Here is a 23961-nt window from a genome sequence, read left to right as displayed (position 1 = left end):
TTGCGTTAGAGATGGGCATTCGCAAGTACAAGCCGACGACGCCGGGCCGTCGCGGCTCCAGCGTGTCCGACTTCGCCGAGATCACCCGGTCGGAGCCGGAGAAGTCGTTGCTGCGCCCGCGCCCCAACCGCGCGGGGCGCAACGCGCAGGGCAAGATCACGACGCGGCACAAGGGTGGCGGTCACAAGCGGATGTACCGCGTGATCGACTTCCGCCGCAACGACAAGGACGGTGTGCCGGCCAAGGTCGCGCACATCGAGTACGACCCCAACCGCAGTGCGCGGATCGCGCTGCTGCACTACCGGGACGGCGAGAAGCGCTACATCATCGCCCCGAACGGTGTGAAGCAGGGCGCCATCCTGGAGAGCGGGGTGCGCGCGGACATCAAGGCGGGCAACAACCTGCCGCTGCGCAACATCCCGACCGGCACCGTGGTGCACGCGATCGAGCTCCGCCCCGGCGGCGGCGCCAAGATCGCGCGCTCGGCGGGCGCCCGGGTGCAGCTCGTGGCCAAGGACGGCCCGTACGCCCAGCTGCGGATGCCTTCGGGCGAGATCCGCAACGTGGACGCCCGGTGCCGCGCCACGGTCGGCGAGGTCGGCAACTCGGAGCACGCCAACATCAACTGGGGCAAGGCCGGCCGGATGCGGTGGAAGGGCAAGCGCCCGACCGTCCGCGGTGTCGTCATGAACCCGGTCGACCACCCGCACGGTGGTGGTGAGGGCAAGACCTCCGGTGGTCGCCACCCGGTCAACCCCAAGGGCAGGCCCGAAGGCCGCACCCGCCTCCGCAAGGAAAGCGACAAGCTCATCGTCCGCCGTCGCCGGACCGGCAAGAAGCGCTGAGCAGGGAGGTAAGAACGCATGCCACGCAGCCTGAAGAAGGGCCCGTTCGTGGACGACCACCTGCTCAAGAAGGTGGACGCGCTCAACGAGTCGGGCAAGAAGACGGTGATCAAGACCTGGTCGCGCCGGTCGACGATCATCCCGGACATGATCGGGCACACCCTCGCGGTGCACGACGGCCGGAAGCACATCCCGGTGTTCGTCTCGGAGTCGATGGTCGGGCACAAGCTCGGCGAGTTCGCCCCGACGCGGACCTTCAAGGGACACGTCAAGGATGACCGGAAGTCGCGGCGCCGCTGAGCGGGTCTGTGACACGAACGAGTAAGAGCAAGGGGTAGCAGGATGACAGCCCGTTCCGACGACGCTGCCGCGGAGGAGAACCCGCGCGCAGTGGCGCGGGCCCGGTTCGTCCGCGTGTCGCCGATGAAGGCGCGGCGCGTGGTCGAGCTCATCAAGGGCCGCAGTGCCGCCGACGCCCTGGCCGTGCTCCAGTTCGCGCCGCAGACCGCCAGCGGTCCGGTGTCGAAGGTGCTCGCCAGCGCGATGGCCAACGCCGAGAACAACCTCTCCCTCGACCCGGAGACGTTGTTCGTCGCCCACGCCTACGTGGACGAGGGTCCGACCCTGAAGCGGTTCCGGCCGCGCGCCCAGGGCCGTGCCTACCGCATCCGCAAGCGGACCAGCCACATCACCGTCGAGGTGGAGTCGCGGCCGCAGGCGGCCAGCAAGTCCCGAAAGAGCCAGAAGGGGAGTGCCCGGTAGTGGGTCAGAAGATCAACCCGCACGGCTTCCGACTCGGCATCACCACGGACTGGAAGTCTCGCTGGTACGCCGACAAGCAGTACTCGGAATACGTGGCGGAGGACGTCAAGATCCGCCGTCAGCTCTCCCGCGGCATGGAGCGCGCCGGGATCGCCAAGGTGGAGATCGAGCGCACCCGTGAGCGGGTGCGGGTGGACATCCACACCGCTCGGCCGGGCATCGTCATCGGCCGCCGCGGCGCCGAGGCGGACCGCATCCGCGGTGCCCTGGAGAAGCTGACCGGCAAGCAGGTCCAGCTCAACATCCTCGAGGTCAAGAACCCCGAGGCGGACGCCCAGCTCGTCGCGCAGGGCGTGGCGGAGCAGCTGTCCAACCGCGTGTCCTTCCGGCGCGCGATGCGCAAGGCCATCCAGTCGGCCATGCGTTCGTCGCAGGTCAAGGGCATCCGGGTGCAGTGCTCGGGTCGCCTCGGCGGTGCGGAGATGTCGCGCACCGAGTTCTACCGCGAGGGTCGCGTCCCGCTGCACACGCTGCGCGCGGACATCGACTACGGCTTCTTCGAGTCCCGCACCACCTTCGGGCGCATCGGCGTCAAGGTGTGGATCTACAAGGGCGAGCTGGTCGGCGGCCTGAAGCAGAAGCAGCAGGAGTCCGAGGTCCGTCCCCCGCGCGGTGGTGAGCGCGGTGGTGGTCGTCCGGAGCGCGGCGGTCGCCGCCGGGCCGGAGGGGACCGCGGCAAGGGCTCGGCCCAGTCCCCGGAGCAGGCGCAGACCGCAGGTGATGTGGCCGCCGCCAACGCTCCGGCCGTCGCTGAGCCGCAGTCCGAAGAGAAGACGGAGGGCTGACACGTGCTCGTCCCACGCAGGGTGAAGTGGCGCAAGAGCCACGCGCCGAAGCGCTCGGGCATGGCCAAGGGCGGCACTCGGATCAACTTCGGCGAGTACGGGATCCAGGCCGTTGAGCACGGCTACGTGACCAACCGCCAGATCGAGTCGGCCCGTATCGCCATCACCCGGCACGTCAAGCGCGGCGGCAAGGTCTGGATCAACATCTTCCCGGACCGCCCGCTGACCAAGAAGCCGGCCGAAACCCGTCAGGGTTCCGGTAAGGGTTCGCCGGAGTCCTGGGTCGCCAACGTCAAGCCCGGTCGCGTCATGTTCGAGTTGACCTTCCCGAACAGGAAGACCGCGATCGAGGCGCTGACCCGCGCGTCCCACAAGCTCCCGATGAAGTGCAAGATCGTGTCCCGCGAGGGTGGTGACTTCTGATGGCAGCGGGTGTCACCGCGGCGGAGCTCCGGGAATTGACCGACGAGGAGCTCGTCGATCGCGTCAAGGAAGCCAAGGAGGAGCTGTTCAACCTCCGCTTCCAGATGGCCACCGGGCAGCTCCAGAACAACCGGCGGCTGCGCGTGGTCCGCAAGGACATCGCCCGGATCTACACCATCATGCGTGAACGCGAACTGGGCCTGACGGTTACGACCGAAGGCGCCGAGGAGGGCGCGGCATGAGCGAGAAAGGACAGGGCGTGGACCGCAACCGCCGCAAGGTCCGCGAGGGGTACGTCGTCTCCGACAAGATGGACAAGACCATCGTGGTCACCCTCGAAGACCGCAAGAAGCACGCCCTCTACGGCAAGGTCATGCGTCAGACCACCAAGGTCAAGGCGCACGACGAGGCCAACACCGCCGGCATCGGCGACCGGGTCCTGCTGATGGAGACCCGGCCGCTGTCGGCCAGCAAGCGCTGGCGGCTCGTCGAGGTCGTGGAGAAGGCCAAGTAGGACGGGGACTCGGGTCCGCGCGGCTGGTTCGTGCGGGCCCGGTTCCGGTGCGCGGGCATTCGCCGGCCGGTGGGGAGCAGTCCCCGCCCGGCTGGTCCGCGCACCTGGTGTGACCGCGCGCGTCAGGTCGGAAATTTGGCGCGCCAGAGTGTGCCCGGGCGGAGAGGTCCGGGTACTTAGGGTCAGGGAGTCAGACGTGATCCAGCAGGAGTCGCGACTTCGCATCGCCGACAACACCGGCGCCAAGGAGATCCTCACCATTCGGGTTCTCGGCGGCTCGGGTCGGCGGTACGCGGGACTCGGGGACATCATCGTGGCGACCGTGAAGGAAGCCATGCCCGGTGCCGGAGTCAAGAAGGGCGATGTGGTCAAGGCCGTCATCGTCCGGCAGAAGAAGGAACGCCGTCGTCCGGACGGTTCGTACATCCGGTTCGACGAGAACGCCGCCGTCCTGGTGAAGCCGAACGGTGAGCCGCGGGGCACCCGCATCTTCGGGCCCGTGGCCCGCGAGCTGCGCGACAAGAAGTTCATGAAGATCATCTCGCTCGCGCCGGAGGTGTTGTGATGAAGATCAAGAAGGGCGACTCGGTCGTCGTCATCTCCGGCAAGGACAAGGGCGCCAAGGGCAAGGTCATCCAGGCCTTCCCGAAGGAGCAGCGGGTCCTCGTCGAGGGCGTCAACCGGATCAAGAAGCACACCAAGGTGTCCCGGACCGAGCGCGGTGCCCAGTCCGGTGGGATCGTCACGCAGGAAGCTCCGATCCACGTCAGCAACGTGATGGTGCTGGACGCGGACGGCAAGCCCACGCGGGTCGGCTACCGCATCGGTGAGGATGGCAAGAAGGTTCGCGTTTCTCGTCGTAACGGTAAGGACATCTGATCATGACCACCGCTGAGAAGATCGTCCCGCGGCTCAAGACCCGCTACCGCGACGAGATCCGCCAGGAGATGACCGACCAGTTCGGCTACAGCAACCCGATGCTGGTGCCCGGCGTGGTCAAGGTCGTGGTGAACATGGGCGTCGGCGACGCCGCCCGGGACAGCAAGCTGATCGAGGGCGCGGTTCGCGACCTGACCATCATCACCGGCCAGCGGCCGGAGATCCGGCGGGCTCGCAAGTCCATCGCCCAGTTCAAGCTCCGCGAGGGGATGCCGATCGGCGCGCGGGTGACCCTGCGCGGCGACCGGATGTGGGAGTTCGTCGACCGCCTGGTCACGATCGCCCTGCCGCGCATCCGCGACTTCCGGGGCCTGTCGCCGAAGCAGTTCGACGGCAACGGCAACTACACGTTCGGGCTGAACGAGCAGTCGATGTTCCACGAGATCGACCCCGACAGCATCGACCGTCCCCGCGGTATGGACATCACCGTCGTGACTACGGCCACCAGCGACGAGGAAGGCCGGGCGCTGCTGCGCAAGCTGGGCTTCCCGTTCAAGGAGAACTGACGTGGCCGGCGTCGAGGGTCGAAACGAGGAGAACTGAGCCGATGGCCAAGAAGGCGCTGATCATCAAGGCCGCTCGCAAGCCCAAGTTCAAGGTGCGCGGGTACACCCGCTGCCAGAAGTGCGGGCGTCCGCGTGCGGTGTACCGCAAGTTCGGCCTGTGCCGGGTGTGCTTCCGCGACATGGCGCACGCGGGCGAGCTGCCCGGCGTGAGCAAGTCCTCCTGGTGAACGCCCGCCTGATGGGGGACTGCCGGTAACCGGTACCCTCATCAGGCGTTAGGAGTGCTTTCAGAACTGCGTGCGGAGCGGTGCGGGTGGCGGAACCTCAGTCGCCGCCTCGCTCCGGGAGCCCTTCCTCATGTACCACCACGTACACAGCGTCAGGGCTTCCTCACGAGGCGACGACTGAGAACCCGCGGCGGTGCCGGTTGCGTGCCGCACCGCAGGCGGCTCCGCCGCTTTCTGAGAGGACTTCAACCAGGGCTGATGCCCGCTCCGCGGCGAACGCCGTACTTGCACGCCCCATGACGAGGTCCGCCGTTCGCGGCGGGCGCTCCCCAGACCCCGACTTCGTCCAGGCCAGGGTCCAGACGGCCAGCCGGTGCGCCGGGTGGTACGCGGTCCGGACCCGTCGGAACCAGACGAGAAAGGTGAGTTGGTCATGACGATGACCGATCCCATCGCAGACATGCTGACGCGTCTGCGCAACGCCAATTCGGCGTTCCACGACGAGGTCGTGATGCCGCACTCGAAGCTGAAGGCGAACATCGCCGAGATCCTCAAGCGGGAGGGCTACGTGTCCGGTTCCCGCATCGAGGAGGCCGAGAAGGGCAACAACCTCGTCGTCGAGTTGAAGTTCGGCCCGAACCGCGAGCGGAGCATCGCGGGCCTGCGCCGGGTGTCCAAGCCCGGTCTGCGGGTCTACGCCAAGTCGACCAACCTGCCGAAGGTGCTCGGTGGTCTGGGCGTGGCGATCATCTCGACGTCCGGCGGTCTGATGACCGACCGGCAGGCCATGAAGAACGGCGTGGGCGGGGAAGTTCTCGCCTACGTGTGGTGAGGGAGGAGGAACGGCGCATGTCGCGCATCGGAAAGTTGCCGATCACCGTCCCCTCCGGCGTCGAGGTGACGATCGCCGGTCAGCAGGTGACGGTAAAGGGCCCCAAGGGCTCGCTGGAGCAGAACATCGCGGAGCCGATCGTCGTCGAGCACGACGAGGACGGCTCGGTGCTGGTCAAGCGGCCGGATGACGAGCGGGTGAACCGCTCGCTGCACGGGCTGTCCCGCACGCTGGTCAACAACATGGTGATCGGCGTGAGCCAGGGCTACCGCAAGGACCTGGAGATCCACGGCGTCGGTTACCGCGTACAGCTCAAGGGCGCGAACCTCGAGTTCGCCCTCGGCTACAGCCACCCGATCGTGGTCGAGCCCCCGGAAGGCATCCAGTTCGCGACCGACGGGCCGACCAAGCTCTCGGTCAGCGGCATCGACAAGCAGCTTGTCGGCGAGATCGCGGCGCGGATCCGCAAGCTGCGCCGTCCGGACCCGTACAAGGGCAAGGGTGTCCGGTACGCGGGTGAGAACATCCGCCGCAAGGTCGGAAAGACGGGTAAGTGACCATGAGCGAGAGCACAGCTACCAAGCGCAAGCCGGTGGGCAAGGACGTCTCGACCGTGCGTCGGATCTCCCGCGCCAAGCGGCACACGCGGATTCGCAAGAAGATCAGCGGCACGGCGGAGCGCCCCCGTCTCGTCGTCACCCGGTCCACGCGGCACATCGTCGCGCAGGTCATCGACGACACCCGGGGCCACACGCTCGCCTCGGCCACCAGCCTGGAGACCGACGTCCGGGCCTTCGAAGGCGACAAGAAGGCCAAGGCCACCAAGGTGGGCGAGCTGGTCGCCGCCCGGGCCAAGAACGCCGGTATCGACAAGGTCGTGTTCGACCGCGGCGGTAACGCCTACCACGGACGGGTCGCCGCACTGGCCGACGCCGCCCGTGACGGCGGTCTGGAGTTCTGACAAGTGCGCAAGAACAACGAAAGGGACGCCTGATGCCTGGACGCACTCGGCGTGAGGGCGGGGAGTCCGGCGGCAAGGACCGCCGGGACCGCCGCGACGGTGGCCGTGGCGGGGCGGCCCAAGAGAAGACCCCGCAGTTCGAACGCGTGGTGACCATCAACCGCGTCGCCAAGGTCGTCAAGGGCGGTCGGCGCTTCAGCTTCACCGCGCTGGTCGTCGTCGGTGACGGCGACGGCATGGTCGGTGTCGGCTACGGCAAGGCCAAGGAAGTTCCCGCGGCCATCGCCAAGGGCGTCGAGGAGGCTAAGAAGAACTTCTTCCGCGTCCCGCGCCTCGGCGGCACGATCACCCACCCGGTCCAGGGCGAGGACGCCGCGGGCGTCGTGCTCCTGCGTCCGGCCAGCGCCGGTACCGGTGTCATCGCCGGTGGTCCGGTGCGCGCGGTGCTGGAGTGCGCCGGTGTCCACGACGTGCTGAGCAAGTCGCTGGGCAGCGACAACCCGATCAACATCGTGCACGCCACGGTGGACGCGCTGAAGCAGCTCCAGCGTCCGGAGGAGGTCGCGGCCCGCCGCGGTCTGCCCCTGGAGGACGTCGCCCCGGCGTTCGTGCTGCGCGCCCGCGCGGGTCAGGGGGCCTGATCGCGATGGCACAGCTGAAGATCACGCAGGTCCGCGGTCTGGTCGGCACCAAGCAGAACCAGCGGGACAGCATGCGCACGCTCGGGCTCCACAAGATCCGCCAGACCGTCGTGCGTCCGGACGCCCCGGAGGTCCGCGGCCTGGTCAACACCGTTCGCCACCTGGTGACGGTCGAGGAGGTCGACTGACATGGTCATCAAGATTCACGACCTGCGGCCGGCCCCTGGCGCCAAGCGCGACAAGATCCGCGTCGGTCGCGGTGAGGCGTCCAAGGGCAAGACCGCCGGTCGCGGTACCAAGGGAACCAAGGCCCGCAAGAACGTGTCGCCGCGCTTCGAGGGTGGGCAGATGCCCATCCAGATGCGGCTGCCGAAGCTGCGGGGCTTCAAGAACCGGTTCCGCGTCGAGTACCAGGGCGTCAACGTCGGCAAGCTGGCGAAGGCCTTCCCGCAGGGCGGCACCGTCGGCATGGACGAGCTGGTCGGCGCCGGCCTGGTGAAGCGCAACGAGCTGGTGAAGATCCTCGGCGACGGGGACCTCGAGGGCATCAAGCTGGAGGTGAGCGCCCACGCGTTCACCGGCAGCGCCCAGGAGAAGATCAACGCCGCCGGCGGTTCGGCCACCAAGCTGGAACGCTGAGACAGCACGAGAGGAGCCGGCCGGTCCACCCAGGACCGGTCGGCTCTTTTTCTTTCTCCCGAGGACCAGCCACCCGCACCACCAGCACCCCCGGGACCGCGCGACCCCCGGGACCGCCCACACCCGGACGTGGAGTGAGTGAGGGGCACCCTTGCCCGAGTAAGGACCGCTTTCAAAATGATCTGCGTGGCGGTGCGGGTGGCGGAACCTCAGCGGTCCCCTCGCTGCGCCGATCGCCTCCTGCTGTACCCACGACGTACACGGCGTCGGCGCTGTCCTCGCAAGAAGACCGCTGAGAACCCGCGGCGGTGCGAGCTGACGGCCGCACCGCATGCGGCTCCGCCGCATTCCGAAACGATCCCTAACTGGGACAAGGGTGCCCCTCACTCACGTCACCAACGGGTGAGGCCCCTGGCGGGTTCGGCCGGAATCCGGGGCGCGGTCGGCCGGAGGCCGGGCGGGAGTCCGGTGCGGGGTGGGCGGTGCCGGGGTCGTCGGGCGGGTGCGGTCCGCCGGTGGGGTCGTGCGGGAGTCGTCCGGTTGCCGGGTTCGGTTGCGCCGGTGGGGGTTTCGGGCGCGCGGTGGTTGCGGCGGAGGGTCGGGCGTGCACTGACCGTGGTTCTCGTCGGTGATCCTTCGGTCGCTGATTGTGCACGTGTCGGCGCCTGCTAGAGTCGCCCCGGCGGCACCTGCCAACCGGCGGTGCTGCGATGCTTTTACCGCCGCGCCGGCCTGCCAGCCGGCCACCGTCCCGGCCGGTTCCCACCGGCTCGCGTACAGGAGGTTCGCGTGCTCGGCGCCTTCCGCTCGGCTCTGACGACGCCGGACCTGCGGCGCAAGATCCTGTTCACCCTGGGCATGGTCGTGCTGTACCGGGTCGGGGCGACGATTCCGTCCCCCGGGGTCTCGTACCCGAACATCCAGCAGTGCATCCAGCAGATCGAGGGCGGCGATTCGCAGAGCGTCTACTCGCTGCTGAACCTGTTCAGCGGTGGTGCGCTGCTCCAGCTCTCGGTGCTGTCGCTGGGGATCATGCCCTACATCACCGCGAGCATCATCATCCAGTTGCTCCAGGTGGTCATCCCCAGGTTCGAGCAGCTCAAGAAGGAAGGCCAGTCCGGCCAGACCAAGCTCACCCAGTACACCCGGTACCTGACCATCGCGCTCGCGGTGCTGCAGGCGACCGGCATCGTGGCGCTGGCGGTGCGCGGGCAGCTCTTCCAGGGCTGCACGGTCGAGGTCATCCCGGACGACTCGATCCTGAACCTCATCGTCATCGTCGTCACGATGACCGCCGGTGCGGCGCTGCTGATGTGGATGGGCGAGCTGATCACCGAGCGCGGTGTCGGCAACGGCATGTCGCTGCTGATCTTCGTGTCCATCGCGGCCCGCATCCCGGCCGAGGGCGGCGCGATCCTGAACTCCCACGGCCCGATCGTCTTCACCGTGGTCTGCGCCTTCGCCGTGGCGATCATCGCCACCGTGGTGTTCATCGAGCAGGCCCAGCGCCGGATCCCGGTGCAGTACGCCAAGCGGATGATCGGGCGCCGGATGTACGGCGGCACCTCCACCTACCTGCCGCTGAAGGTGAACCAGGCGGGTGTGATCCCGGTCATCTTCGGTTCCTCGCTGCTGTACCTGCCGCAGCTCCTCGGCCAGCTCACGGGCAACGCCGACAGCTGGTGGAGCCGGTTCATCCAGAACCACATCGTCGATCCGTCGAGCTGGGTGCACATCCTGCTCTACATGGCGTTGATCATCTTCTTCGCCTACTTCTACGTGTCGATCACGTTCAACCCGGAGGAGCGGGCGGACGACATGAAGAAGTTCGGCGGGTTCATCCCGGGCATCCGCCCGGGGCGGCCGACCGCCGAGTACCTCAGCTTCGTGCTCTCCCGCATCACCCTGCCCGGGTCGCTGTACCTGGGCATCATCGCGATCCTCCCGAACTTCTTCCTCGGCCTCACCGGCAGCGGGCAGAACCAGAACTTCCCGTTCGGCGGTACGGCCGTGCTGATCATGGTCAACGTCGGTCTCGACACCGTGAAGCAGATCGAGAGCCAGTTGACCCAGCGGAAGTACGAAGGTTTCCTTCGGTAGTTGACCAGCGCGTCCCCTCCGGGGCGCGGGTCGCCGAGGGCCTCGCCCGTCGGGATCCGGTGTGCCATGCGTATCGTGGGAACACGTGCCGGTCCCCGGGGAGGTGGGGCGGTACGCGGTGCGCTCGTCGGCAAGGCGGCGTGCGAACGGATGATTCGGAGGCAGACCGTTGGTGCGATTGGTTCTCGTCGGCCCGCCCGGAGCGGGCAAGGGCACCCAGGCGGCCGTGCTGAGCGAACAGCTCGCGGTACCGCACATCTCCACCGGAGATCTGTTCCGCGCGAACATCGGCAACTCGACGCCGCTGGGCCAGAAGGCGCAGAGCTTCATGGACGCCGGTGAGCTCGTCCCCGACGAGGTGACCAACGAGATGGTCCGCGAGCGGCTGGCGGAGTCCGACGCCCAGCAGGGCTTCCTGCTGGACGGCTACCCGCGCAACACGGCGCAGGCCGACGTCCTCGCCGACATCCTGGCCGAGAACGGCACCGAGCTGGGCGCCGTGCTCAGCTTCGACGTGCCGGAGGAGGAGCTGGTCCGGCGGATGCTGGCCCGCGGCCGTTCGGACGACACCGAGGACGTCATCCGGCGCAGGCTGGCGGTGTACCGCTCGGAGACCGAGCCGCTGCTCCAGCACTACGGCGAGAAGGTCATCACCATCGACGCCGTCGGCTCCGTCGAGGAGATCACCGCGCGGGCGCTGGACGCGCTCGGCGCCCGGAGCTGAACCCGACGTCGGGGCGGGTGCGCACCGCCTCGACGTCCCATCGAACCCACCTGCGGAGGGGCGGCAGTGTTGCGTCGAGGCAAGGGCATCGAGCTCAAGTCGGCCGGTGAGATCCAGGCGATGCGGGCGGCGGGCCTGGTCGTGGCGCGCGCGCTCGGCGCGGTGCGGGCGCACGCCGCGCCCGGGGTGAGCACCGGTGAGCTCGACGAGGTCGCCGACCAGGTGATCCGGGACGCGGGCGCGGTGCCGTCGTTCAAGGGCTACCACGGGTTCCCGGCGTCGATCTGCGCCTCGGTGAACGAGAAGGTCGTGCACGGCATCCCGTCGCGCACCGAGGTGCTGGCCGAGGGCGATCTGCTGTCGGTGGACTGCGGCGCGATCCTGGAGGGCTGGCACGGCGACTCCGCGGTGACCCTGCCGATCGGCGCGATCAGCGCGGCCGACCAGGCGCTCTCGGCGGCCACCGAGGCCGCCATGTGGGCGGGCGTCGAGCAGGTGCGGGCGGGCAACAAGCTGACCGACATCTCGCACGCCGTGGAGTCGGCGGCGCGGGCCGCGGCGGACCGCGACGGCGTGGCCTACGGGATCATCGCCGAGTACGGCGGGCACGGCATCGGCACCCAGATGCACATGGAGCCGTTCCTGCCGAACCTGGGCAAGCCGGGCAAGGGCCCGAAGCTGCGGGTCGGCATGGCGCTGGCCGTCGAGCCGATGCTCACCGGCGGGACGGCCGACACCGAGGAGCTCGACGACGAGTGGACCGTGGTCACCGCCGACGGCTCCCGGGCGTCGCACTGGGAGCACACGGTGGCCATCACCGAGGACGGCCCGTGGGTGCTCACCGCGCCGGAGTGAGCGGCCGCCGGCACGCGTAGACGCGCGCCGGCGGGACGTTGCGCCACACCGCGCTGCGCGGCAGCACCTCGTCGAACACCTCGTCGAGCGCGCCGACGAACTCGCGGGTCCGGTCGCGCCAGAGCGTCGTGAGGTACGTGACGGTGGTGAACACGCCGTTCGGGTCGAGCACCCGCGCGATCTCGTCGAGCAGGGCGCGCTGCTCCCCGGGCGGCAGCAGGGTCCACGGGAGGCTGCTGATCACCGCATCGGCGCTGCGCACCCCGGCCTCGTCGAGCAGGGTGCGCAGGTGCGCGGCATCGCCTTCGACGACCTCCAGCCAGGGCTTGGCGCGGCGCAGGTAGTCGACCATCCCGCGGTCGATCTCGACGGCGAGGTGCCGGGAGCCGTCCGGGATGCGGGACCGCAGCGCGTCGCTGAGCGGCCCGGTGCCGGGGCCGAGTTCGAGGACCGTGGGCGTCCCGGTGGACGGGACGACCTCGGCGACGGCCTCGGCGACGTAGCGGGAGGTGGGCAGGACGGCGCCGAAGGTGGCGGGTTCGCGCAGCGCGCGGGTGGCGAACGTCCGGTACTCCCGCAGCTTCGCGGCGATGCTCACGGTTTCTCCTGGGGGCGCAGCGGGCGCCGGCAGATGTAGTGCAGGATCGGTGGTGCGTTGAGCCAGGTGACGCTGGTCAGCACCTCGTCGAAGGTACCGCCCAGCAGCTCCCGGAACCGCTTGCCGCCCGCGCTGCGGCTGGCGGGCAGGTAGGTCAGCGCGGTGAACGCCCCGTGCGGCACCAGGACCTCGACGGCCTGGTCGAGGATGCGGCGCTGCCCGGCGTCGTCGATCAGCGACCACGGGATGCTGCTGATGACGGCGTCCACCCGCTCGACGCCCCGGTCGGCCAGCAGCGCGGTGAGCTCGCCCGCGTCGCCGTTGACGACCTCCAGCCAGGGTTTGTTCCGGCGCAGGTGGGTGGCGAGCTCGGCGCCGAGTTCGACGCCGAGGTGCCGGGCGCCCGGGGGCAGCCTGCGGTGGATGCCGTCGCTGAGCGAGCCGGTGCCGGGGCCGAGCTCGACGACCACCGGTTCACCCGTGGTGGGGACCACCTGGGAGACCACCGCGGCGACCGCCGGGGACGTCGGGGTGGCGGCGCCCATCATCCGGGGGTTGTGCACCGCGCTGGTCAGGAAGGTGCGGTACTCGTCGAACTTGCCGACCGCGTCCCGCACGGTCCGGCCGAGCCGCGAATCGCGGTGGTCCTGGTGGGCTGTCACGATGCTCCTCGGAGTCGGTGTGTCCGGCGCGCCTGGCCCTGCCGGGTGACGATCTCCGGCTGCGCCGGGATGACTGTGACACGTGTGGCGGGCGGTGGCTGCCGAGGGACCGGGTGCCGTGGCTCACCTCCGACCGCTGGTAGCGGTGCTGCCGGTACCAGGGCGTTGCCTGGAACCTAGTGAGGCGGCGAGCGGCGTCGCAACCGCCGTGCCGGGGGCCTCACCCGGCGGTGTTGCCGCCATGAGCTGCCCCGATGTGGAAGCCGGTTCACGCGGCGCGTACGATGGAGCCTCGGCGCATTCGTCGCGCCGGTTCGTCGTGCCTGTGCACCTCGTGGCGGCTCATCCGAGTCCGGTACCGGGGCAAACTCGTTCGTCCGGACCGTAGCGGCGTGCGTCCGCTGCTCCCGCCGGGCCTTCCGGTGCGCGCAGCGGGACTCCAAGTCCGAAAACCGTCACCGTCACGAAACGCGGAGGACATGGGCAAGAAGGACGGGGCCATTGAGGTCGAGGGTCGCGTGATCGAGCCGCTCCCCAACGCGATGTTCCGCGTCGAGTTGGAGAACGGCCACAAGGTCCTCGCACACATCAGTGGCAAGATGCGTCAGCACTACATCCGCATCCTGCCCGAGGACCGGGTCGTCGTGGAGCTCTCGCCGTACGACCTCTCCCGTGGGCGCATCGTCTACCGCTACAAGTGACCTCCACGGTGTCCGGGTCGAGCCCGGACACGCGTCCGAGCAGGAGAGCACGACCGTGAAGGTCCAGCCGAGTGTGAAGCGAATCTGCGACAAGTGCCAGGTCATCCGCCGTCATGGGCGGGTCCTGGTGATCTGCGACAACAAGCGCCACAAGCAGCGCCAGGGTTGATCGCGGCACTCGTCGCCACCGCAGTGGAAGAACTCCCCAGACCTGCGGACCCGCACGTGGGTCCGTTGACCCCCGGAGCCAGGCCGGGGCTGCCGCTCCCGCGGCAGGTGGTGGGGGAGCAAACCTGGACGACAGAAGGAGAACCTGCCTGATGGCAAGGGTTGTCGGCGTCGATCTCCCGCGCGAGAAGCGCATGGAGATCGCGCTCACCTACATCTACGGGGTCGGCCGCACGCGGGCCAAGGAGATCCTGGCGGGCACGGGCATCTCGCCCGACGTCCGTCCGAAGGAGCTCGACGACGAACAGCTCACCGCGCTGCGCGACTACATCGAGGCCAGCTACCGGGTCGAGGGCGACCTCCGCCGCGAGGTCCAGGCCGACATCCGCCGGAAGATCGAGATCGGGTGCTACCAGGGCGTGCGGCACCGCCGCCACCTCCCGGTGCACGGGCAGCGGACCAAGACCAACGCCCGCACCCGCAAGGGACCGAAGAAGACGGTCGCCGGCAAGAAGAAGGCCAAGAAGTAACCTCGCGAGGAGCTGAGCTATGCCACCGAAGGCTCGCGCCGGGGCCGTCAAGAAGGTCAGGCGCAAGGAAAAGAAGAACGTTGCTCATGGGCAGGCCCACATCAAGAGCACGTTCAACAACACGATCGTGTCGATCACCGATCCCACGGGTGCGGTGATCTCCTGGGCCTCCGCCGGCCACGTCGGGTTCAAGGGCTCCCGGAAGTCCACCCCGTTCGCCGCGCAGATGGCCGCCGAGAACGCGGCCCGCAAGGCCGCCGAGCACGGCATGAAGAAGGTCGACGTCTTCGTCAAGGGCCCGGGCTCGGGCCGCGAGACGGCGATCCGCTCGCTGCAGGCCGCCGGCCTCGAGGTCGGCACCATCCAGGACGTGACCCCGCAGCCGCACAACGGGTGCCGCCCGCCGAAGCGGCGTCGGGTCTGAGCCGCGGGAAGGAGAGTAGACACCAATGGCTCGTTACACCGGTCCCGCGACCCGCAAGTCCCGTCGTCTGAAGGTCGACCTCATCGGGGGCGACCAGGCGTTCGAGCGCCGTCCGTACCCGCCGGGGCAGCACGGTCGCGCTCGCATCAAGGAAACCGAATACCTGCTGCAGCTCCAGGAGAAGCAGAAGGCGCGCTACACCTACGGCGTGCTGGAGCGGCAGTTCCGCTCGTACTACGAGGAGGCCAACCGGCTTCCCGGCAAGACGGGTGAGAACCTGCTGCAGCTCCTGGAGTCCCGCCTGGACAACGTCGTCTACCGGTCGGGCCTGGCCCGCACCCGGCGGATGGCGCGCCAGCTCGTCAGCCACGGCCACTTCGTGGTCAACGGCAAGCGGGTCGACGTCCCGAGCTTCCAGGTCTCGAAGTGGGACATCATCGACGTCAAGCCGAAGTCGCTGGGCACCACTCCGTTCCTGATCGCCAAGGAGACCCTCGGCGAGCGGCCGGTCCCGGCCTGGCTGCAGGTCGTGCCGTCGAACCTGCGGATCCTGGTGCACCAGCGCCCGGAGCGCGCGCAGATCGACACCCCGGTCACCGAGCAGCTCATCGTCGAGCTCTACTCGAAGTGATGCTGCGCCGCCGGCGGTCGTGCGACCGCCGGCGGTCGGCGGTGGTGGCTCCGGACGCCGCCACCGGGCTCGTTCCACATCGGAACGGGCACGCCATTCCATCGGCGTCATATGGCGGGCGCCGTGAGGAAAGGAAACCGAAGTGCTCATCTCCCAGCGACCCACACTGGCCGAAGAGGTCGTGTCGGACACCCGGTCCCGGTTCGTCATCGAGCCGCTGGAGCCGGGCTTCGGCTACACCCTCGGGAACTCGCTGCGCCGGACGCTGCTCTCGTCCATCCCGGGCGCGGCGGTCACCAGCCTGCGCATCGACGGTGTGCTGCACGAGTTCACCACCATCCCGGGCGTGAAGGAGGACGTCACCGACGTCATCCTGAACCTCAAGGAGCTGGTCGTCAGCTCCGAGGAGGACGAGCCGGTCACGATGTACCTGCGCAAGCAGGGTCCGGGCGAGGTCACCGCCGCCGACATCGTGCCGCCCGCGGGCGTCACGGTGCACAACCCCGATCTGCACATCGCCACGCTGAACGCGAAGGGCAAGCTGGAGATCGAGCTCGTCGTCGAGCGCGGTCGCGGTTACGTCCCGGCGATGCAGAACAAGCAGACCGGCGCCGAGATCGGCCGCATCCCGGTCGACTCGATCTACTCGCCGGTGCTGAAGGTGACCTACAAGGTCGAGGCCACCCGGGTCGAGCAGCGCACGGACTTCGACAAGCTGATCCTCGACGTCGAGACCAAGCCGTCGATCACCGCCCGCGACGCGGTGGCCTCGGCCGGTCGGACCCTCGTCGAGCTGTTCGGGCTCGCCCGCGAGCTCAACATCGACGCCGAGGGCATCGAGATCGGCCCGTCGCCCGCCGAGGCCGACACCATCGCGGCCTACGCGATGCCGATCGAGGACCTCGACCTGACGGTGCGCTCGTACAACTGCCTCAAGCGCGAGGGCATCCACACCGTCGGCGAGCTGGTCTCGCGCAGCGAGGCCGACCTGCTGGACATCCGCAACTTCGGTGCGAAGTCCATCGACGAGGTCAAGATGAAGCTGGCCGGTCTGAGCCTGGCGCTCAAGGACAGCCCGCCCGGGTTCGACCCGTCCGCCGCCGCGGCGGAGTACCCGTCCGAGGGTTGGGCCGCCGAGCCCACCGTCGGCTCGGTGGGTCCGCTCGACGACAACGGCTTCGACGACGGTCAGGACTACGCGGAGACAGAGCAGCTTTAGGCTGTGTTGCGCGTCCGGGGTACCGGCGCGCCCTGAGAGGAGCTACCGATGCCCACCCCGACCAAGGGACCGCGCCTCGGCGGGTCGTCCGCGCACGAGCGGCTGATGCTGGCCAACCTGGCCACCGCGCTGTTCGAGCACGGCCGGATCACCACCACCGAGGCCAAGGCCAAGCGGCTGCGCCCGCTGGCCGAGCGGCTGATCACCAAGGCGAAGAAGGGCGACCTGCACAACCGTCGCGAGGTCATGAAGACCATCCGCGACAAGGACGTCGTGCACAAGCTGTTCGCCGAGATCGGGCCGTTCTTCGCGGACCGCAACGGCGGTTACACCCGCATCATCAAGACGATGCCGCGCAGGGGCGACAACGCGAAGATGGCCGTCATCGCGCTGGTGACCGAGAAGACCGCCACCGCTGAGGCGGAGGCCGCTCGGGGCACCACCTTCGCGAAGGACGAGCCGAAGGCCGAGGAGCCGGCCGCGGAGACCACCGAGGCCGCCGAGTCGACCGAGTCCGCGGAGTCCACCGAGGCCCAGGCCCCGGCCGACACCGAGGCCAAGGCCGAGGACACCGCTGCGGAGAAGAAGGACGAGTCCTGACTCCAGCTCGCGCTGACGAGCCCGCCGCCCCCACCGGGGACGGCGGGCTCGTCCGTCTTCGCCTCGAAGTGGCCTACGACGGGACCGGCTTCTCGGGTTGGGCGCGGCAACCGGGCCTGCGCACGGTGCAGGGCCTGCTGGAGGACACCCTGGCCAAGCAGCCGCCGGGCGCGGAGGTCCCCCGCTCGGTCGTGGTGGCCGGGCGGACCGACGCCGGGGTCCACGCCGAGGGCCAGGTCGTGCACGTCGACGTGGTCCCGCTCGGACCGCAGGACGGCCGCCGGGGGCTCCCGGTGGACGAGGGCGGCATCCCGGACCTGGACCGGATGCGCCACCGGTGGAACCGCATCCTGCCCGGCGACGTCCGGGTGCTCGGCGCGGCGGTGGCCCCGGAGGGCTTCGACGCCCGGTTCTCCGCGCTGCGGCGGCACTACCGCTACCAGGTCTCGGACGCGCCGTGGGGTGTCGATCCGCTGCGCCGGACCGACACCCTGGCCTGGAACCGCCCGGTGGACGTCGCCGCGCTCAACGCTGCGGCGGCGGACCTGCTGGGGCTGCACGACTTCGCCGCGTATTGCAAGGCCCGCGAGGGCGCGACCACGGTGCGCGAGTTGCAGCGCTTCGAGTGGGAGCGGGTGGACCGGCACCTGATCGTCGCGCGGGTCAGCGCGGACGCGTTCTGCCATTCGATGGTGCGCAGCCTGGTGGGCTCGCTGCTCATGGTCGGCGACGGCAGGCGCGGCACCGGCTGGCCCGCCGAACTGCTCGGCGGCACCGACCGGACCAGCGCCGTCGCCCCCGCCCACGGCCTCACCCTGGTCGGCGTCGACTACCCGGACCCGACCGAGCTCGCCGCCCGGGCCGAACGCACCAGAGCCGTCCGCACCCTCTGAACCACCCGAACGTGAACTGAGTGAGGGACACCCTCGCCCAAGTAGCTGGGGCAAGGGTGCCCCTCACTCACGTCCCGAACGGGTGAAACCGGTGGGGAAATGCGCGAACCCCGCCCTTCCCGGGGGGAGGGCGGGGTTCGCGCGGTGGTGCGCCGGGATCAGTCGCCGCGGCGGACCGGGCCGAGGATCTCCTGCTCCTTGTCCTGGGTGACCAGCCGGATCTGCGACCAGAGCATGTTGCCCAGCGCGATGGCCTGGTCGTCCTTGAGCTGGGTGAGCTGGTGCGCCTGCTGCGGGTGCAGCGTCCAGATCCGCTGGGCGAGCTGCGCCTGGTTCAGCGGGAGCCGTTGCAGCAGCACCAGATCCGCGGTGTTGGCCGCCGCGCCGCTGCTCACCTGCGGGTGCAGGTAGGGCAGCACGTAGAGCGTGGTCTGCCACGGGGCGCGCGGCGGGAACAGCTCCTGGGGCACGGCGCCGCCGTCGTGGATCACCAGCAGCGGGGTGTCCTCGGAGGACCGGGGCAGCGCGAACGGTTCGAGGCGGCGGACCTGCACCAGCGGCACCGGCTTGCCGTCGGGCGTCTGCCCGGCGGCGCGCTCCAGCATCTTCCAGGCGGCCGGGCGACCGGTGGCGATGAGCACCCAGGCACCGGTGGCCATCGCGCGCAGCGCCAGCAGCCGGGCCAGGTAGAGCCCGCCGACGCCGACCATCCTGGTGGGCTGCGGGCGCAGCACCGAGGCGGCGAGCGCGTTGCCCGCCGCGTCGGATCCGATCACCATGCCGCCGCGGTCGCCGGGCGGGCTGACCGCGTCCAGGGTCTCGGGCGTCACCAGGAATTCCGGGGCGGCGCCCTGGGCCCCGGGAACGTCGATGGTCCTGCTCCGGCTCATGCCGCACCTCCCAGCGGCACCGTCGCGGCGTAGCCCGCCAGTTGCGAGCCGCGCAGCGGGGTCAGGGTCAGGCCGAGCCGGTTGCTGATCGCCTGCAGCCGCTCGTCGGCCTTGTCGAGCTCGGCGGGGGTCCGGGCGCTGACCCGGACGAGACCGCGCAGGCCCACCTCGTTCTCCTCGCCGACCGGCGAGATGGACATCGCGATGCTGGTGGACAGCGCGCGGATGCCGCTGAGCGCGTTGAGGCTGTGGCTCATCTGGTTCGGCCAGCCGGTGATGGCGTAGCTGGAGTGGCCGACACCGCCCGCGGTGACGCCGCTCCAGCGCTCCTTGAGCCCGACCGGGCGCTGCGAACCGAGCACGCCGTGCAGCTCGGCCGAGGAGATCCCGGCCTGCAGCAGCTCGTCCGGGCCGAGCGGCCGGGTCGGGATGTTCTGCCGCTCCAGGGCGCTGCGGACCCGGGACAGGGCGCCGATCAGCGCCCGGTGCGCGCCGACGATCCCGCCGCCGCGCTCGCCGATCGCCTTGGCGCACAGCTGCGGGTCGAGGCGGACCGCGACCCAGGTGGTGCGCCGCGCGGCGGCGGCGAGCGGGCCGAGCACCTCCAGGTAGGAGTTCAGCGCCGGCGAGTTCGACGGCAGCGCGGCGCTGCCCGGGTAGCAGTGCCAGATGACCTGGATGGCGTCGAGCACCACCCCGCGGTCCTCCAGGCACGGCGCGAGCACGCCCAGCGGCAGGTTCTGCGCCGAACCCACGGTGTTGAGCAGCGACGGCGTCGGCTCGACCATGAGGACCGCGGTCCACTTGCCGTTGTGCCAGGCGAGTCCGACCGGGTTGCGGTCGTGGTCCTGGGTGCGCGCGATCACCAGGTCTTCGACGACCAGCCGCAGCAGCGCGATCCGGTGGTTCTCGTCCGGCCCGATGATCCCGTCGCCGTCCTTGTCCTCGGCGGGCTCGGACAGGTCGACGTTGGCCGGGTCGGACACCCGGGTGTGGCTGCGGCCGCGGTATTCCAGCACCAGGCCGAACCACTGGGTGAACCAGCGGCCGCGGCGGCGCAGCAGCGCGATGATCAGCGCGACCAGCGCGACGCCCGCGCTCGCCGGCCACAGCATCGGGTTGATCAGCACGAGGACCAGGCCGATGGCCAGGCCCACCTCGATGAGCACGATGTTGGCCGCTGGAATGCCGCCGAGCGTCACGCCGTTGAGGCGCCGCCGCCGTGCGCGGATCCGGGCGCGGGGCGGGTTGGCGGACGCGGGAGCTTTCGGCTGGGCCGGATGTTGTGCGGTGACGGACATCCGTTCGGTCTCTCCCCCTCGCAGGTAGGTGCGGCACACGGCGCGCGGAGTAGCGGGCCTCGGAGCAACCGCGTGACGACAATACTGATGGACTAGGTCGAACCGCACCCATTCGGCATGTCTCTGCGGCTATCCTGCGAAACCGTACCTCGGACGGGAGAGCTGTAGGCGAAGAATGGCATCAACACCCACGACCAAATCACAGGTCCAGGCATATCGCTTCGTGCTGCGCCGGATGGAATCGGCGCTGGTGCGCAAAGACGCGGTGATGCTCCACGATCCCATGGGCTCCCACAAGCGCGCGACCGTCACCGGTGTCATCCTCGCGGGCATCGGGATGATCGGCTTCCTGGTGTGGGGCCTGTTCAGCGGCAAGGGAACCGTTCCCGACCCGGGCTCGATCGTCATCGCCAAGGAGAGCGGCAGCGTCTTCGTCGTCACCTCCGACGAAGCCGCCGACAAGCGGCTGATCCCCATGATGAACATGGCTTCGGCCCGGCTGCTGGTGATGGCGCAGGGCGGCGGCGCGGGCGGCGGTCCGGCGCAGCCGACCGTCGTCAAGGAGACCGCGCTGGCCGAGGTGCCGCGCGGCTCGCTCACCGGGCTGGTCAACGCCCCGACGTTCCTGCCGGACGCCAAGAACCAGGCCACGCCGTCGTGGGCCATCTGCGACGTCGGCCAGGTCAGGGGCAACCTCAACGAGTCGATGATCGAGGGCGCGACCGAGGTCCACACCACGGTGATCGGCGGCGACGACCAGCACGGCACCGAGCTGGCCCCGGGCCAGTCCCTGTTCGTGCGGGACGAGTCCTCCGGCCAGGACTACCTGGTCTACCGGGTGGACGACCCGGGCCGGCCGAACACCGAGACGGTGAAGGCCAAGGTCGGTTCCGACGAGAACACGGTGCGCGACGTCTACGGCCTGCGGGGCGCGACGCCGCGTTCGATCAGCACCAACATGCTCAACGCGATCCCGAACGCCCCGGACCTCACCGTGCCCGAGGTGGGCGGCACGGGGCAGAGCCTGGACTACATGGGCGGTCGCTACGAGGCCGGTGACGTGGTGCGCCGCACCGTGCCGGGTCAGCCGGACCAGTTCTTCGTCCTGCTGAGCTCCGGCAAGCAGGAGATCGGCGAGGGCGCCGCGGCGGTGCTGCACGCGGACAAGAACGGCGCCCAGGACATCCCCAACGCCACCGGTGCGGTCACCGACGCGCCGCAGGCCGAGGACGCCGACCAGCTCCGGGTCGGGCAGTTCCCGATCGAGGTGCCCGAGCCGGTGTCCTTCCGGGAGTCCGACACGTCCTGCCTGAGCTGGAACAACGTCAACGGCGACCACCACATCACGGTGACCCTGAGCAAGGGCTCGCCGACCGCGAAGGCGCCGGTGGAGCTGGCCCAGGCCGACCAGGCCGGCCCGCAGGTCGACTTCTTCTACATGCCGCCGGGCAAGGCCGCCGTCATCCGCGGGGCCTCCAACGAGGCGGGCGCCGACAGCGGGCCGATCTTCCTGATCAGCGACCGCGGTGTGCAGTACGGGGTCAAGGACGCCGCGACGGCCACCGGGCTCGGCGTGGTCGGCAGCGGACGGGACATCGAGGCCGGACCGGCGTGGTTGCTGCGGACCCTGCCGGAGGGCGACTTCCTCGACCCGGCCGCGGCGAACATGACCTACGACTCGGTGCCGGTCGGTCCGGGCGTGAACCGGGCGGCGGGCGACCAGCCCCAGCAGGACCAGCAGCAGCAGACCGGGGGTGGCTCCGGGAGCTGATGCCGGAACCGAACCGGCTGGTGCCGACGTCCGAGGGGTGAGCGATCCGCCCGCAGCGCCGCGTCGCTGCGGGCGGATCGTCGTTTCGTCCGGCGGGCGCGGTGCGCCGCCGGGGAGGGAGGGGTGCATGTCCGGGATCAGGGTCGACGTGGAATGGCTGGACCGCTACGCGGGCGAGGTGCGCGCGGCGGGGGAGGAGCTCGTCTCGGCGGAGAGCGCGCTGGAGCCCGCCGAGCTGGAACCCGCGGCGTTCGGCGAACTCGGCCGCGACGCCGCCCGCTCCTACCAGCGGTTGTGCGCGCTGCTGCGGGACCAGACGCGGCGCGCGGGGGAGGCGCTGAGCAGCGCCGGGGACGAACTGGGCGAGGTCGTCGCGCACCACTCCGGCGGCGACGACGACACCGCCGCCGATCTGGCCAGGAAGCAGGAGTGGTGACCATGACGCGCACCGGCGTGGAAGTGCAGGACCACCTCGACTACCTGTCCCGGGTCGCCCGGGAACTGGACACGACCGGTCCGGTGGACCGGCGGGCCGCCGAGTTCGTCGGCAGGCACGAGGAACTGCGGGAGGCGGCCGAGGTGTGGCGGCGCGCCGCCGACCGGGTCGAGACCACCTCGGACGACGTGCAGTCCCGCCTCGGCGGCATCGACTCGGCGTGGCAGGGCGCGGACGCCGACGCGTTCCTGGAGCACCTGCGGGCGGTCGGCCTGGCGGGCAACGACCTGCTGGACACCATGCGCGGACTGGCCGACGCGCTGGAGCACACCGCCGAGGCGGTGCGGCTGCTCCAGGAGGACCTCGTCGAGCTGGTCGCCGAGGTGGCCGACTCGGTGTCGGCGGCGCTGCTGGCGCCGGACGGCGCGCAGCGCGCGCGCAAGCACCTCGCCGACCTGGTGGGGCCCGCGGCCGAACAGGTGACCGCGCTGGAGGAGGTCTTCACCGTCTTCGCGCGGTTCTGCGAGGAGCTGGCGGGCGGTCGCCCGGTCGGCGAGCTCGCGTTCGACGACCGGATGCCGGAGCAGAACTGGAACTTCACCGCGCCCGCCCCGGCTCCCGGCGCCCCGTCCCCGGACACCTCAGCACCGGACACCCCAGCACCCGACACCCCGGCTCCGGCGGCCCCGGCCGCCGCGGGCGACGCCGCCTCGGACGCCCGCGGCGGCACCGGCCCGGGCGGCGGCGGTGGCGGTGCCGTAGGAGGAGGTGGCGGCGCGGTAGGAGGAGGCGCCCTAGGTGGGGGCGCCGCACCGGAGGCGCAACCCCTCCCACCGGGCGGAACCACCGGCAGCGCCGAACCCGTGTCGCCGCCCGCCGCGGCGGCCTCGGCGGCCCCGGGCGGTGCGGGCGGTTCCGGCGGGACGACCGGCGGCTACGGCATGATGCCGATGGGCGGCGGCATGATGGGCGGGATGGGCGGCGCCCAGGGCGGTGCGCAGGAGCGCCAGAACTCCTCGCGCATCAAGGCGAACCCGGACGAGCTGTTCGGCGGACGGGGCGACGAGGCCGCGCCCGCGGTCTTCGGCGAGGGCAAGCGCCCGGCCACCGTCATCGAGGCGGACGAGACCACCGCGCAGCGGACCCCCACCGCACCCCCGGGTGCAGGTGCCGCCACCCCCGACCAGCAGAACACCCCCGCCACCACCACCTCGGGCACGACCACCCCACCCCCGAAACCCACCGGCACGGCGTCCATCGACGATGCCCCGCCTCCGCGCCGCCGCCGCAAGCGCACCTGACCGCGAAGCGAATGAGGGGCACC

Annotated in this window: 35 protein-coding genes; 31 read left to right on the top strand and 4 right to left on the bottom strand. The window is 70.3% G+C overall.

The window, feature by feature from the left end; translation table 11 throughout:
- Positions 1-11: 11 nt before the first annotated feature.
- From rplB to map, 20 genes are all read left to right on the top strand, one after another.
- Positions 12-845, top strand: a complete 834-nt coding sequence (gene rplB, locus ACQP0T_RS25375; RefSeq protein ID WP_345357587.1) for a 50S ribosomal protein L2 — start codon at positions 12-14, stop codon at positions 843-845.
- 18 nt (positions 846-863) lie between these two features.
- Complete coding sequence (gene rpsS / locus ACQP0T_RS25370; RefSeq protein WP_345357590.1) at positions 864-1145, top strand: 30S ribosomal protein S19; 282 nt, start codon at positions 864-866, stop codon at positions 1143-1145.
- A 42-nt stretch (positions 1146-1187) separates the two neighbouring features.
- On the top strand, positions 1188-1607 hold the full coding sequence (rplV, locus tag ACQP0T_RS25365; protein ID WP_345357593.1) for a 50S ribosomal protein L22: 420 nt from the start codon (positions 1188-1190) through the stop codon (positions 1605-1607).
- Positions 1607-2452: a 30S ribosomal protein S3 gene (gene rpsC, locus ACQP0T_RS25360; protein ID WP_345357596.1), complete on the top strand. Its 846-nt coding sequence runs from the start codon at positions 1607-1609 to the stop codon at positions 2450-2452. Before rplV ends, rpsC begins: the two co-directional genes overlap by 1 nt.
- Before the next feature lie 3 nt (positions 2453-2455).
- A complete protein-coding gene (rplP, locus tag ACQP0T_RS25355) occupies positions 2456-2875 on the top strand; it encodes a 50S ribosomal protein L16 (protein ID WP_345357599.1) in 420 nt (139 codons plus the stop codon).
- Complete coding sequence (gene rpmC, locus ACQP0T_RS25350; RefSeq protein ID WP_345357602.1) at positions 2875-3117, top strand: 50S ribosomal protein L29; 243 nt, start codon at positions 2875-2877, stop codon at positions 3115-3117. The genes rplP and rpmC overlap by 1 nt, the downstream gene beginning before the upstream one ends.
- A complete protein-coding gene (gene rpsQ / locus ACQP0T_RS25345) occupies positions 3114-3389 on the top strand; it encodes a 30S ribosomal protein S17 (RefSeq protein ID WP_345357605.1) in 276 nt (91 codons plus the stop codon). The genes rpmC and rpsQ overlap by 4 nt, the downstream gene beginning before the upstream one ends.
- A 196-nt stretch (positions 3390-3585) precedes the next feature.
- The gene (rplN, locus tag ACQP0T_RS25340) at positions 3586-3954 is read left to right on the top strand and encodes a 50S ribosomal protein L14 (protein ID WP_345357608.1); all 369 of its coding nucleotides are present in this window, start codon (positions 3586-3588) and stop codon (positions 3952-3954) included.
- Positions 3954-4268 carry a 50S ribosomal protein L24 gene (gene rplX, locus ACQP0T_RS25335; RefSeq protein ID WP_345357611.1) on the top strand — a complete coding sequence of 105 codons (315 nt, stop codon included), beginning with the start codon at positions 3954-3956 and terminating at the stop codon, positions 4266-4268. Before rplN ends, rplX begins: the two co-directional genes overlap by 1 nt.
- A gap of 2 nt (positions 4269-4270) precedes the next feature.
- Positions 4271-4834 (top strand): 50S ribosomal protein L5, encoded by a 564-nt coding sequence (gene rplE / locus ACQP0T_RS25330; RefSeq protein WP_345357614.1) that lies wholly within the window; start codon positions 4271-4273, stop codon positions 4832-4834.
- Positions 4835-4875: 41 nt separating this feature from the next.
- Positions 4876-5061: a type Z 30S ribosomal protein S14 gene (locus tag ACQP0T_RS25325; RefSeq protein ID WP_345357617.1), complete on the top strand. Its 186-nt coding sequence runs from the start codon at positions 4876-4878 to the stop codon at positions 5059-5061.
- Between the two features lie 433 nt (positions 5062-5494).
- Positions 5495-5893, top strand: coding sequence for a 30S ribosomal protein S8 (gene rpsH / locus ACQP0T_RS25320; protein WP_433870297.1), 399 nt, complete (start codon positions 5495-5497; stop codon positions 5891-5893).
- Between the two features lie 17 nt (positions 5894-5910).
- The gene (rplF, locus tag ACQP0T_RS25315; RefSeq protein ID WP_345357623.1) at positions 5911-6450 is read left to right on the top strand and encodes a 50S ribosomal protein L6; all 540 of its coding nucleotides are present in this window, start codon (positions 5911-5913) and stop codon (positions 6448-6450) included.
- Between the two features lie 2 nt (positions 6451-6452).
- Positions 6453-6854 carry a 50S ribosomal protein L18 gene (rplR, locus tag ACQP0T_RS25310; protein ID WP_345357626.1) on the top strand — a complete coding sequence of 134 codons (402 nt, stop codon included), beginning with the start codon at positions 6453-6455 and terminating at the stop codon, positions 6852-6854.
- Positions 6855-6886: 32 nt separating this feature from the next.
- Positions 6887-7495: a 30S ribosomal protein S5 gene (gene rpsE, locus ACQP0T_RS25305; protein WP_433870296.1), complete on the top strand. Its 609-nt coding sequence runs from the start codon at positions 6887-6889 to the stop codon at positions 7493-7495.
- Between the two features lie 5 nt (positions 7496-7500).
- A complete protein-coding gene (gene rpmD / locus ACQP0T_RS25300; RefSeq protein ID WP_345357632.1) occupies positions 7501-7683 on the top strand; it encodes a 50S ribosomal protein L30 in 183 nt (60 codons plus the stop codon).
- 1 nt (position 7684) lies between these two features.
- Complete coding sequence (gene rplO, locus ACQP0T_RS25295) at positions 7685-8134, top strand: 50S ribosomal protein L15 (RefSeq protein ID WP_345357634.1); 450 nt, start codon at positions 7685-7687, stop codon at positions 8132-8134.
- Positions 8135-8923: 789 nt separating this feature from the next.
- Positions 8924-10234 (top strand): preprotein translocase subunit SecY, encoded by a 1311-nt coding sequence (gene secY, locus ACQP0T_RS25290; RefSeq protein ID WP_433870295.1) that lies wholly within the window; start codon positions 8924-8926, stop codon positions 10232-10234.
- A 169-nt stretch (positions 10235-10403) separates the two neighbouring features.
- Positions 10404-10958, top strand: coding sequence for an adenylate kinase (locus ACQP0T_RS25285; protein ID WP_345357640.1), 555 nt, complete (start codon positions 10404-10406; stop codon positions 10956-10958).
- Between the two features lie 66 nt (positions 10959-11024).
- Positions 11025-11813, top strand: a complete 789-nt coding sequence (gene map, locus ACQP0T_RS25280; protein WP_433870294.1) for a type I methionyl aminopeptidase — start codon at positions 11025-11027, stop codon at positions 11811-11813.
- On the opposite strand, the gene ACQP0T_RS25275 is transcribed toward map, so the two are convergent.
- Both ACQP0T_RS25275 and ACQP0T_RS25270 read right to left on the bottom strand, forming a co-directional pair.
- A complete protein-coding gene (locus ACQP0T_RS25275) occupies positions 11797-12411 on the bottom strand; it encodes a class I SAM-dependent methyltransferase (RefSeq protein ID WP_433870293.1) in 615 nt (204 codons plus the stop codon). The genes map and ACQP0T_RS25275 overlap by 17 nt on opposite strands.
- Entirely contained in the window at positions 12408-13073 is a 666-nt protein-coding gene (locus ACQP0T_RS25270) for a class I SAM-dependent methyltransferase (RefSeq protein ID WP_433870292.1), read from the bottom strand. Before ACQP0T_RS25270 ends, ACQP0T_RS25275 begins: the two co-directional genes overlap by 4 nt.
- Positions 13074-13552: 479 nt before the next feature.
- Between ACQP0T_RS25270 and infA the strand changes: the two genes are divergently transcribed.
- From infA to truA, 8 genes are all read left to right on the top strand, one after another.
- Positions 13553-13774 (top strand): translation initiation factor IF-1, encoded by a 222-nt coding sequence (gene infA, locus ACQP0T_RS25265; protein WP_009948665.1) that lies wholly within the window; start codon positions 13553-13555, stop codon positions 13772-13774.
- Between the two features lie 55 nt (positions 13775-13829).
- Positions 13830-13943 (top strand): 50S ribosomal protein L36, encoded by a 114-nt coding sequence (gene rpmJ, locus ACQP0T_RS25260; RefSeq protein ID WP_345357652.1) that lies wholly within the window; start codon positions 13830-13832, stop codon positions 13941-13943.
- A 151-nt stretch (positions 13944-14094) separates the two neighbouring features.
- Complete coding sequence (gene rpsM / locus ACQP0T_RS25255) at positions 14095-14472, top strand: 30S ribosomal protein S13 (protein WP_345357655.1); 378 nt, start codon at positions 14095-14097, stop codon at positions 14470-14472.
- 19 nt (positions 14473-14491) lie between these two features.
- Entirely contained in the window at positions 14492-14896 is a 405-nt protein-coding gene (gene rpsK, locus ACQP0T_RS25250) for a 30S ribosomal protein S11 (protein ID WP_093414154.1), read from the top strand.
- A 25-nt stretch (positions 14897-14921) separates the two neighbouring features.
- Positions 14922-15527, top strand: coding sequence for a 30S ribosomal protein S4 (rpsD, locus tag ACQP0T_RS25245; protein WP_345357660.1), 606 nt, complete (start codon positions 14922-14924; stop codon positions 15525-15527).
- A 142-nt stretch (positions 15528-15669) separates the two neighbouring features.
- Complete coding sequence (locus tag ACQP0T_RS25240; protein ID WP_345357663.1) at positions 15670-16746, top strand: DNA-directed RNA polymerase subunit alpha; 1077 nt, start codon at positions 15670-15672, stop codon at positions 16744-16746.
- Positions 16747-16794: 48 nt separating this feature from the next.
- On the top strand, positions 16795-17346 hold the full coding sequence (gene rplQ / locus ACQP0T_RS25235; RefSeq protein ID WP_433870291.1) for a 50S ribosomal protein L17: 552 nt from the start codon (positions 16795-16797) through the stop codon (positions 17344-17346).
- Positions 17347-17414: 68 nt separating this feature from the next.
- Positions 17415-18239 (top strand): tRNA pseudouridine(38-40) synthase TruA, encoded by an 825-nt coding sequence (gene truA, locus ACQP0T_RS25230; protein ID WP_433870290.1) that lies wholly within the window; start codon positions 17415-17417, stop codon positions 18237-18239.
- Between the two features lie 158 nt (positions 18240-18397).
- Here truA and ACQP0T_RS25225 read toward each other — a convergent pair whose 3' ends face one another.
- Both ACQP0T_RS25225 and eccE read right to left on the bottom strand, forming a co-directional pair.
- Positions 18398-19129: a hypothetical protein gene (locus ACQP0T_RS25225; RefSeq protein ID WP_345357672.1), complete on the bottom strand. Its 732-nt coding sequence runs from the start codon at positions 19127-19129 to the stop codon at positions 18398-18400.
- A complete protein-coding gene (gene eccE, locus ACQP0T_RS25220) occupies positions 19126-20430 on the bottom strand; it encodes a type VII secretion protein EccE (RefSeq protein ID WP_433870289.1) in 1305 nt (434 codons plus the stop codon). The genes ACQP0T_RS25225 and eccE overlap by 4 nt, the downstream gene beginning before the upstream one ends.
- A gap of 175 nt (positions 20431-20605) precedes the next feature.
- On the opposite strand from eccE, the gene eccB reads away from it, so the two are divergent.
- From eccB to ACQP0T_RS25205, 3 genes are all read left to right on the top strand, one after another.
- A complete protein-coding gene (gene eccB / locus ACQP0T_RS25215) occupies positions 20606-22201 on the top strand; it encodes a type VII secretion protein EccB (protein WP_433870288.1) in 1596 nt (531 codons plus the stop codon).
- A 127-nt stretch (positions 22202-22328) separates the two neighbouring features.
- Positions 22329-22637 (top strand): hypothetical protein, encoded by a 309-nt coding sequence (locus ACQP0T_RS25210; RefSeq protein WP_433870287.1) that lies wholly within the window; start codon positions 22329-22331, stop codon positions 22635-22637.
- A gap of 2 nt (positions 22638-22639) precedes the next feature.
- Positions 22640-23938, top strand: coding sequence for a WXG100 family type VII secretion target (locus ACQP0T_RS25205; protein WP_433870286.1), 1299 nt, complete (start codon positions 22640-22642; stop codon positions 23936-23938).
- The last annotated feature ends 23 nt before the right edge of the window (positions 23939-23961 follow it).

Origin of the sequence: Saccharopolyspora sp. CA-218241, from assembly GCF_050954615.1 — a bacterium.
Lineage (GTDB): Bacteria > Actinomycetota > Actinomycetes > Mycobacteriales > Pseudonocardiaceae > Saccharopolyspora > Saccharopolyspora cebuensis.
Note: the sequence above shows the minus strand (reverse complement) of the source record. Positions and strands in the feature narration are given on the sequence as shown.

Coding starts and splice junctions, on each gene's coding strand:
- rplB (WP_345357587.1), top strand. CDS start 12: ATGGGCATTCGCAAGTACAAGCCGACGACGCCGGGCCGTCGCGGCTCC.
- rpsS (WP_345357590.1), top strand. CDS start 864: ATGCCACGCAGCCTGAAGAAGGGCCCGTTCGTGGACGACCACCTGCTC.
- rplV (WP_345357593.1), top strand. CDS start 1,188: ATGACAGCCCGTTCCGACGACGCTGCCGCGGAGGAGAACCCGCGCGCA.
- rpmC (WP_345357602.1), top strand. CDS start 2,875: ATGGCAGCGGGTGTCACCGCGGCGGAGCTCCGGGAATTGACCGACGAG.
- rpsQ (WP_345357605.1), top strand. CDS start 3,114: ATGAGCGAGAAAGGACAGGGCGTGGACCGCAACCGCCGCAAGGTCCGC.
- rplX (WP_345357611.1), top strand. CDS start 3,954: ATGAAGATCAAGAAGGGCGACTCGGTCGTCGTCATCTCCGGCAAGGAC.
- rplE (WP_345357614.1), top strand. CDS start 4,271: ATGACCACCGCTGAGAAGATCGTCCCGCGGCTCAAGACCCGCTACCGC.
- ACQP0T_RS25325 (WP_345357617.1), top strand. CDS start 4,876: ATGGCCAAGAAGGCGCTGATCATCAAGGCCGCTCGCAAGCCCAAGTTC.
- rpsH (WP_433870297.1), top strand. CDS start 5,495: ATGACGATGACCGATCCCATCGCAGACATGCTGACGCGTCTGCGCAAC.
- rplF (WP_345357623.1), top strand. CDS start 5,911: ATGTCGCGCATCGGAAAGTTGCCGATCACCGTCCCCTCCGGCGTCGAG.
- rplR (WP_345357626.1), top strand. CDS start 6,453: ATGAGCGAGAGCACAGCTACCAAGCGCAAGCCGGTGGGCAAGGACGTC.
- rpsE (WP_433870296.1), top strand. CDS start 6,887: ATGCCTGGACGCACTCGGCGTGAGGGCGGGGAGTCCGGCGGCAAGGAC.
- rpmD (WP_345357632.1), top strand. CDS start 7,501: ATGGCACAGCTGAAGATCACGCAGGTCCGCGGTCTGGTCGGCACCAAG.
- rplO (WP_345357634.1), top strand. CDS start 7,685: ATGGTCATCAAGATTCACGACCTGCGGCCGGCCCCTGGCGCCAAGCGC.
- infA (WP_009948665.1), top strand. CDS start 13,553: ATGGGCAAGAAGGACGGGGCCATTGAGGTCGAGGGTCGCGTGATCGAG.
- rpsM (WP_345357655.1), top strand. CDS start 14,095: ATGGCAAGGGTTGTCGGCGTCGATCTCCCGCGCGAGAAGCGCATGGAG.
- rpsK (WP_093414154.1), top strand. CDS start 14,492: ATGCCACCGAAGGCTCGCGCCGGGGCCGTCAAGAAGGTCAGGCGCAAG.
- rpsD (WP_345357660.1), top strand. CDS start 14,922: ATGGCTCGTTACACCGGTCCCGCGACCCGCAAGTCCCGTCGTCTGAAG.
- rplQ (WP_433870291.1), top strand. CDS start 16,795: ATGCCCACCCCGACCAAGGGACCGCGCCTCGGCGGGTCGTCCGCGCAC.
- ACQP0T_RS25225 (WP_345357672.1), bottom strand. CDS start 19,129: ATGAGCCGGAGCAGGACCATCGACGTTCCCGGGGCCCAGGGCGCCGCC.
- eccE (WP_433870289.1), bottom strand. CDS start 20,430: ATGTCCGTCACCGCACAACATCCGGCCCAGCCGAAAGCTCCCGCGTCC.
- eccB (WP_433870288.1), top strand. CDS start 20,606: ATGGCATCAACACCCACGACCAAATCACAGGTCCAGGCATATCGCTTC.
- ACQP0T_RS25210 (WP_433870287.1), top strand. CDS start 22,329: ATGTCCGGGATCAGGGTCGACGTGGAATGGCTGGACCGCTACGCGGGC.
- ACQP0T_RS25205 (WP_433870286.1), top strand. CDS start 22,640: ATGACGCGCACCGGCGTGGAAGTGCAGGACCACCTCGACTACCTGTCC.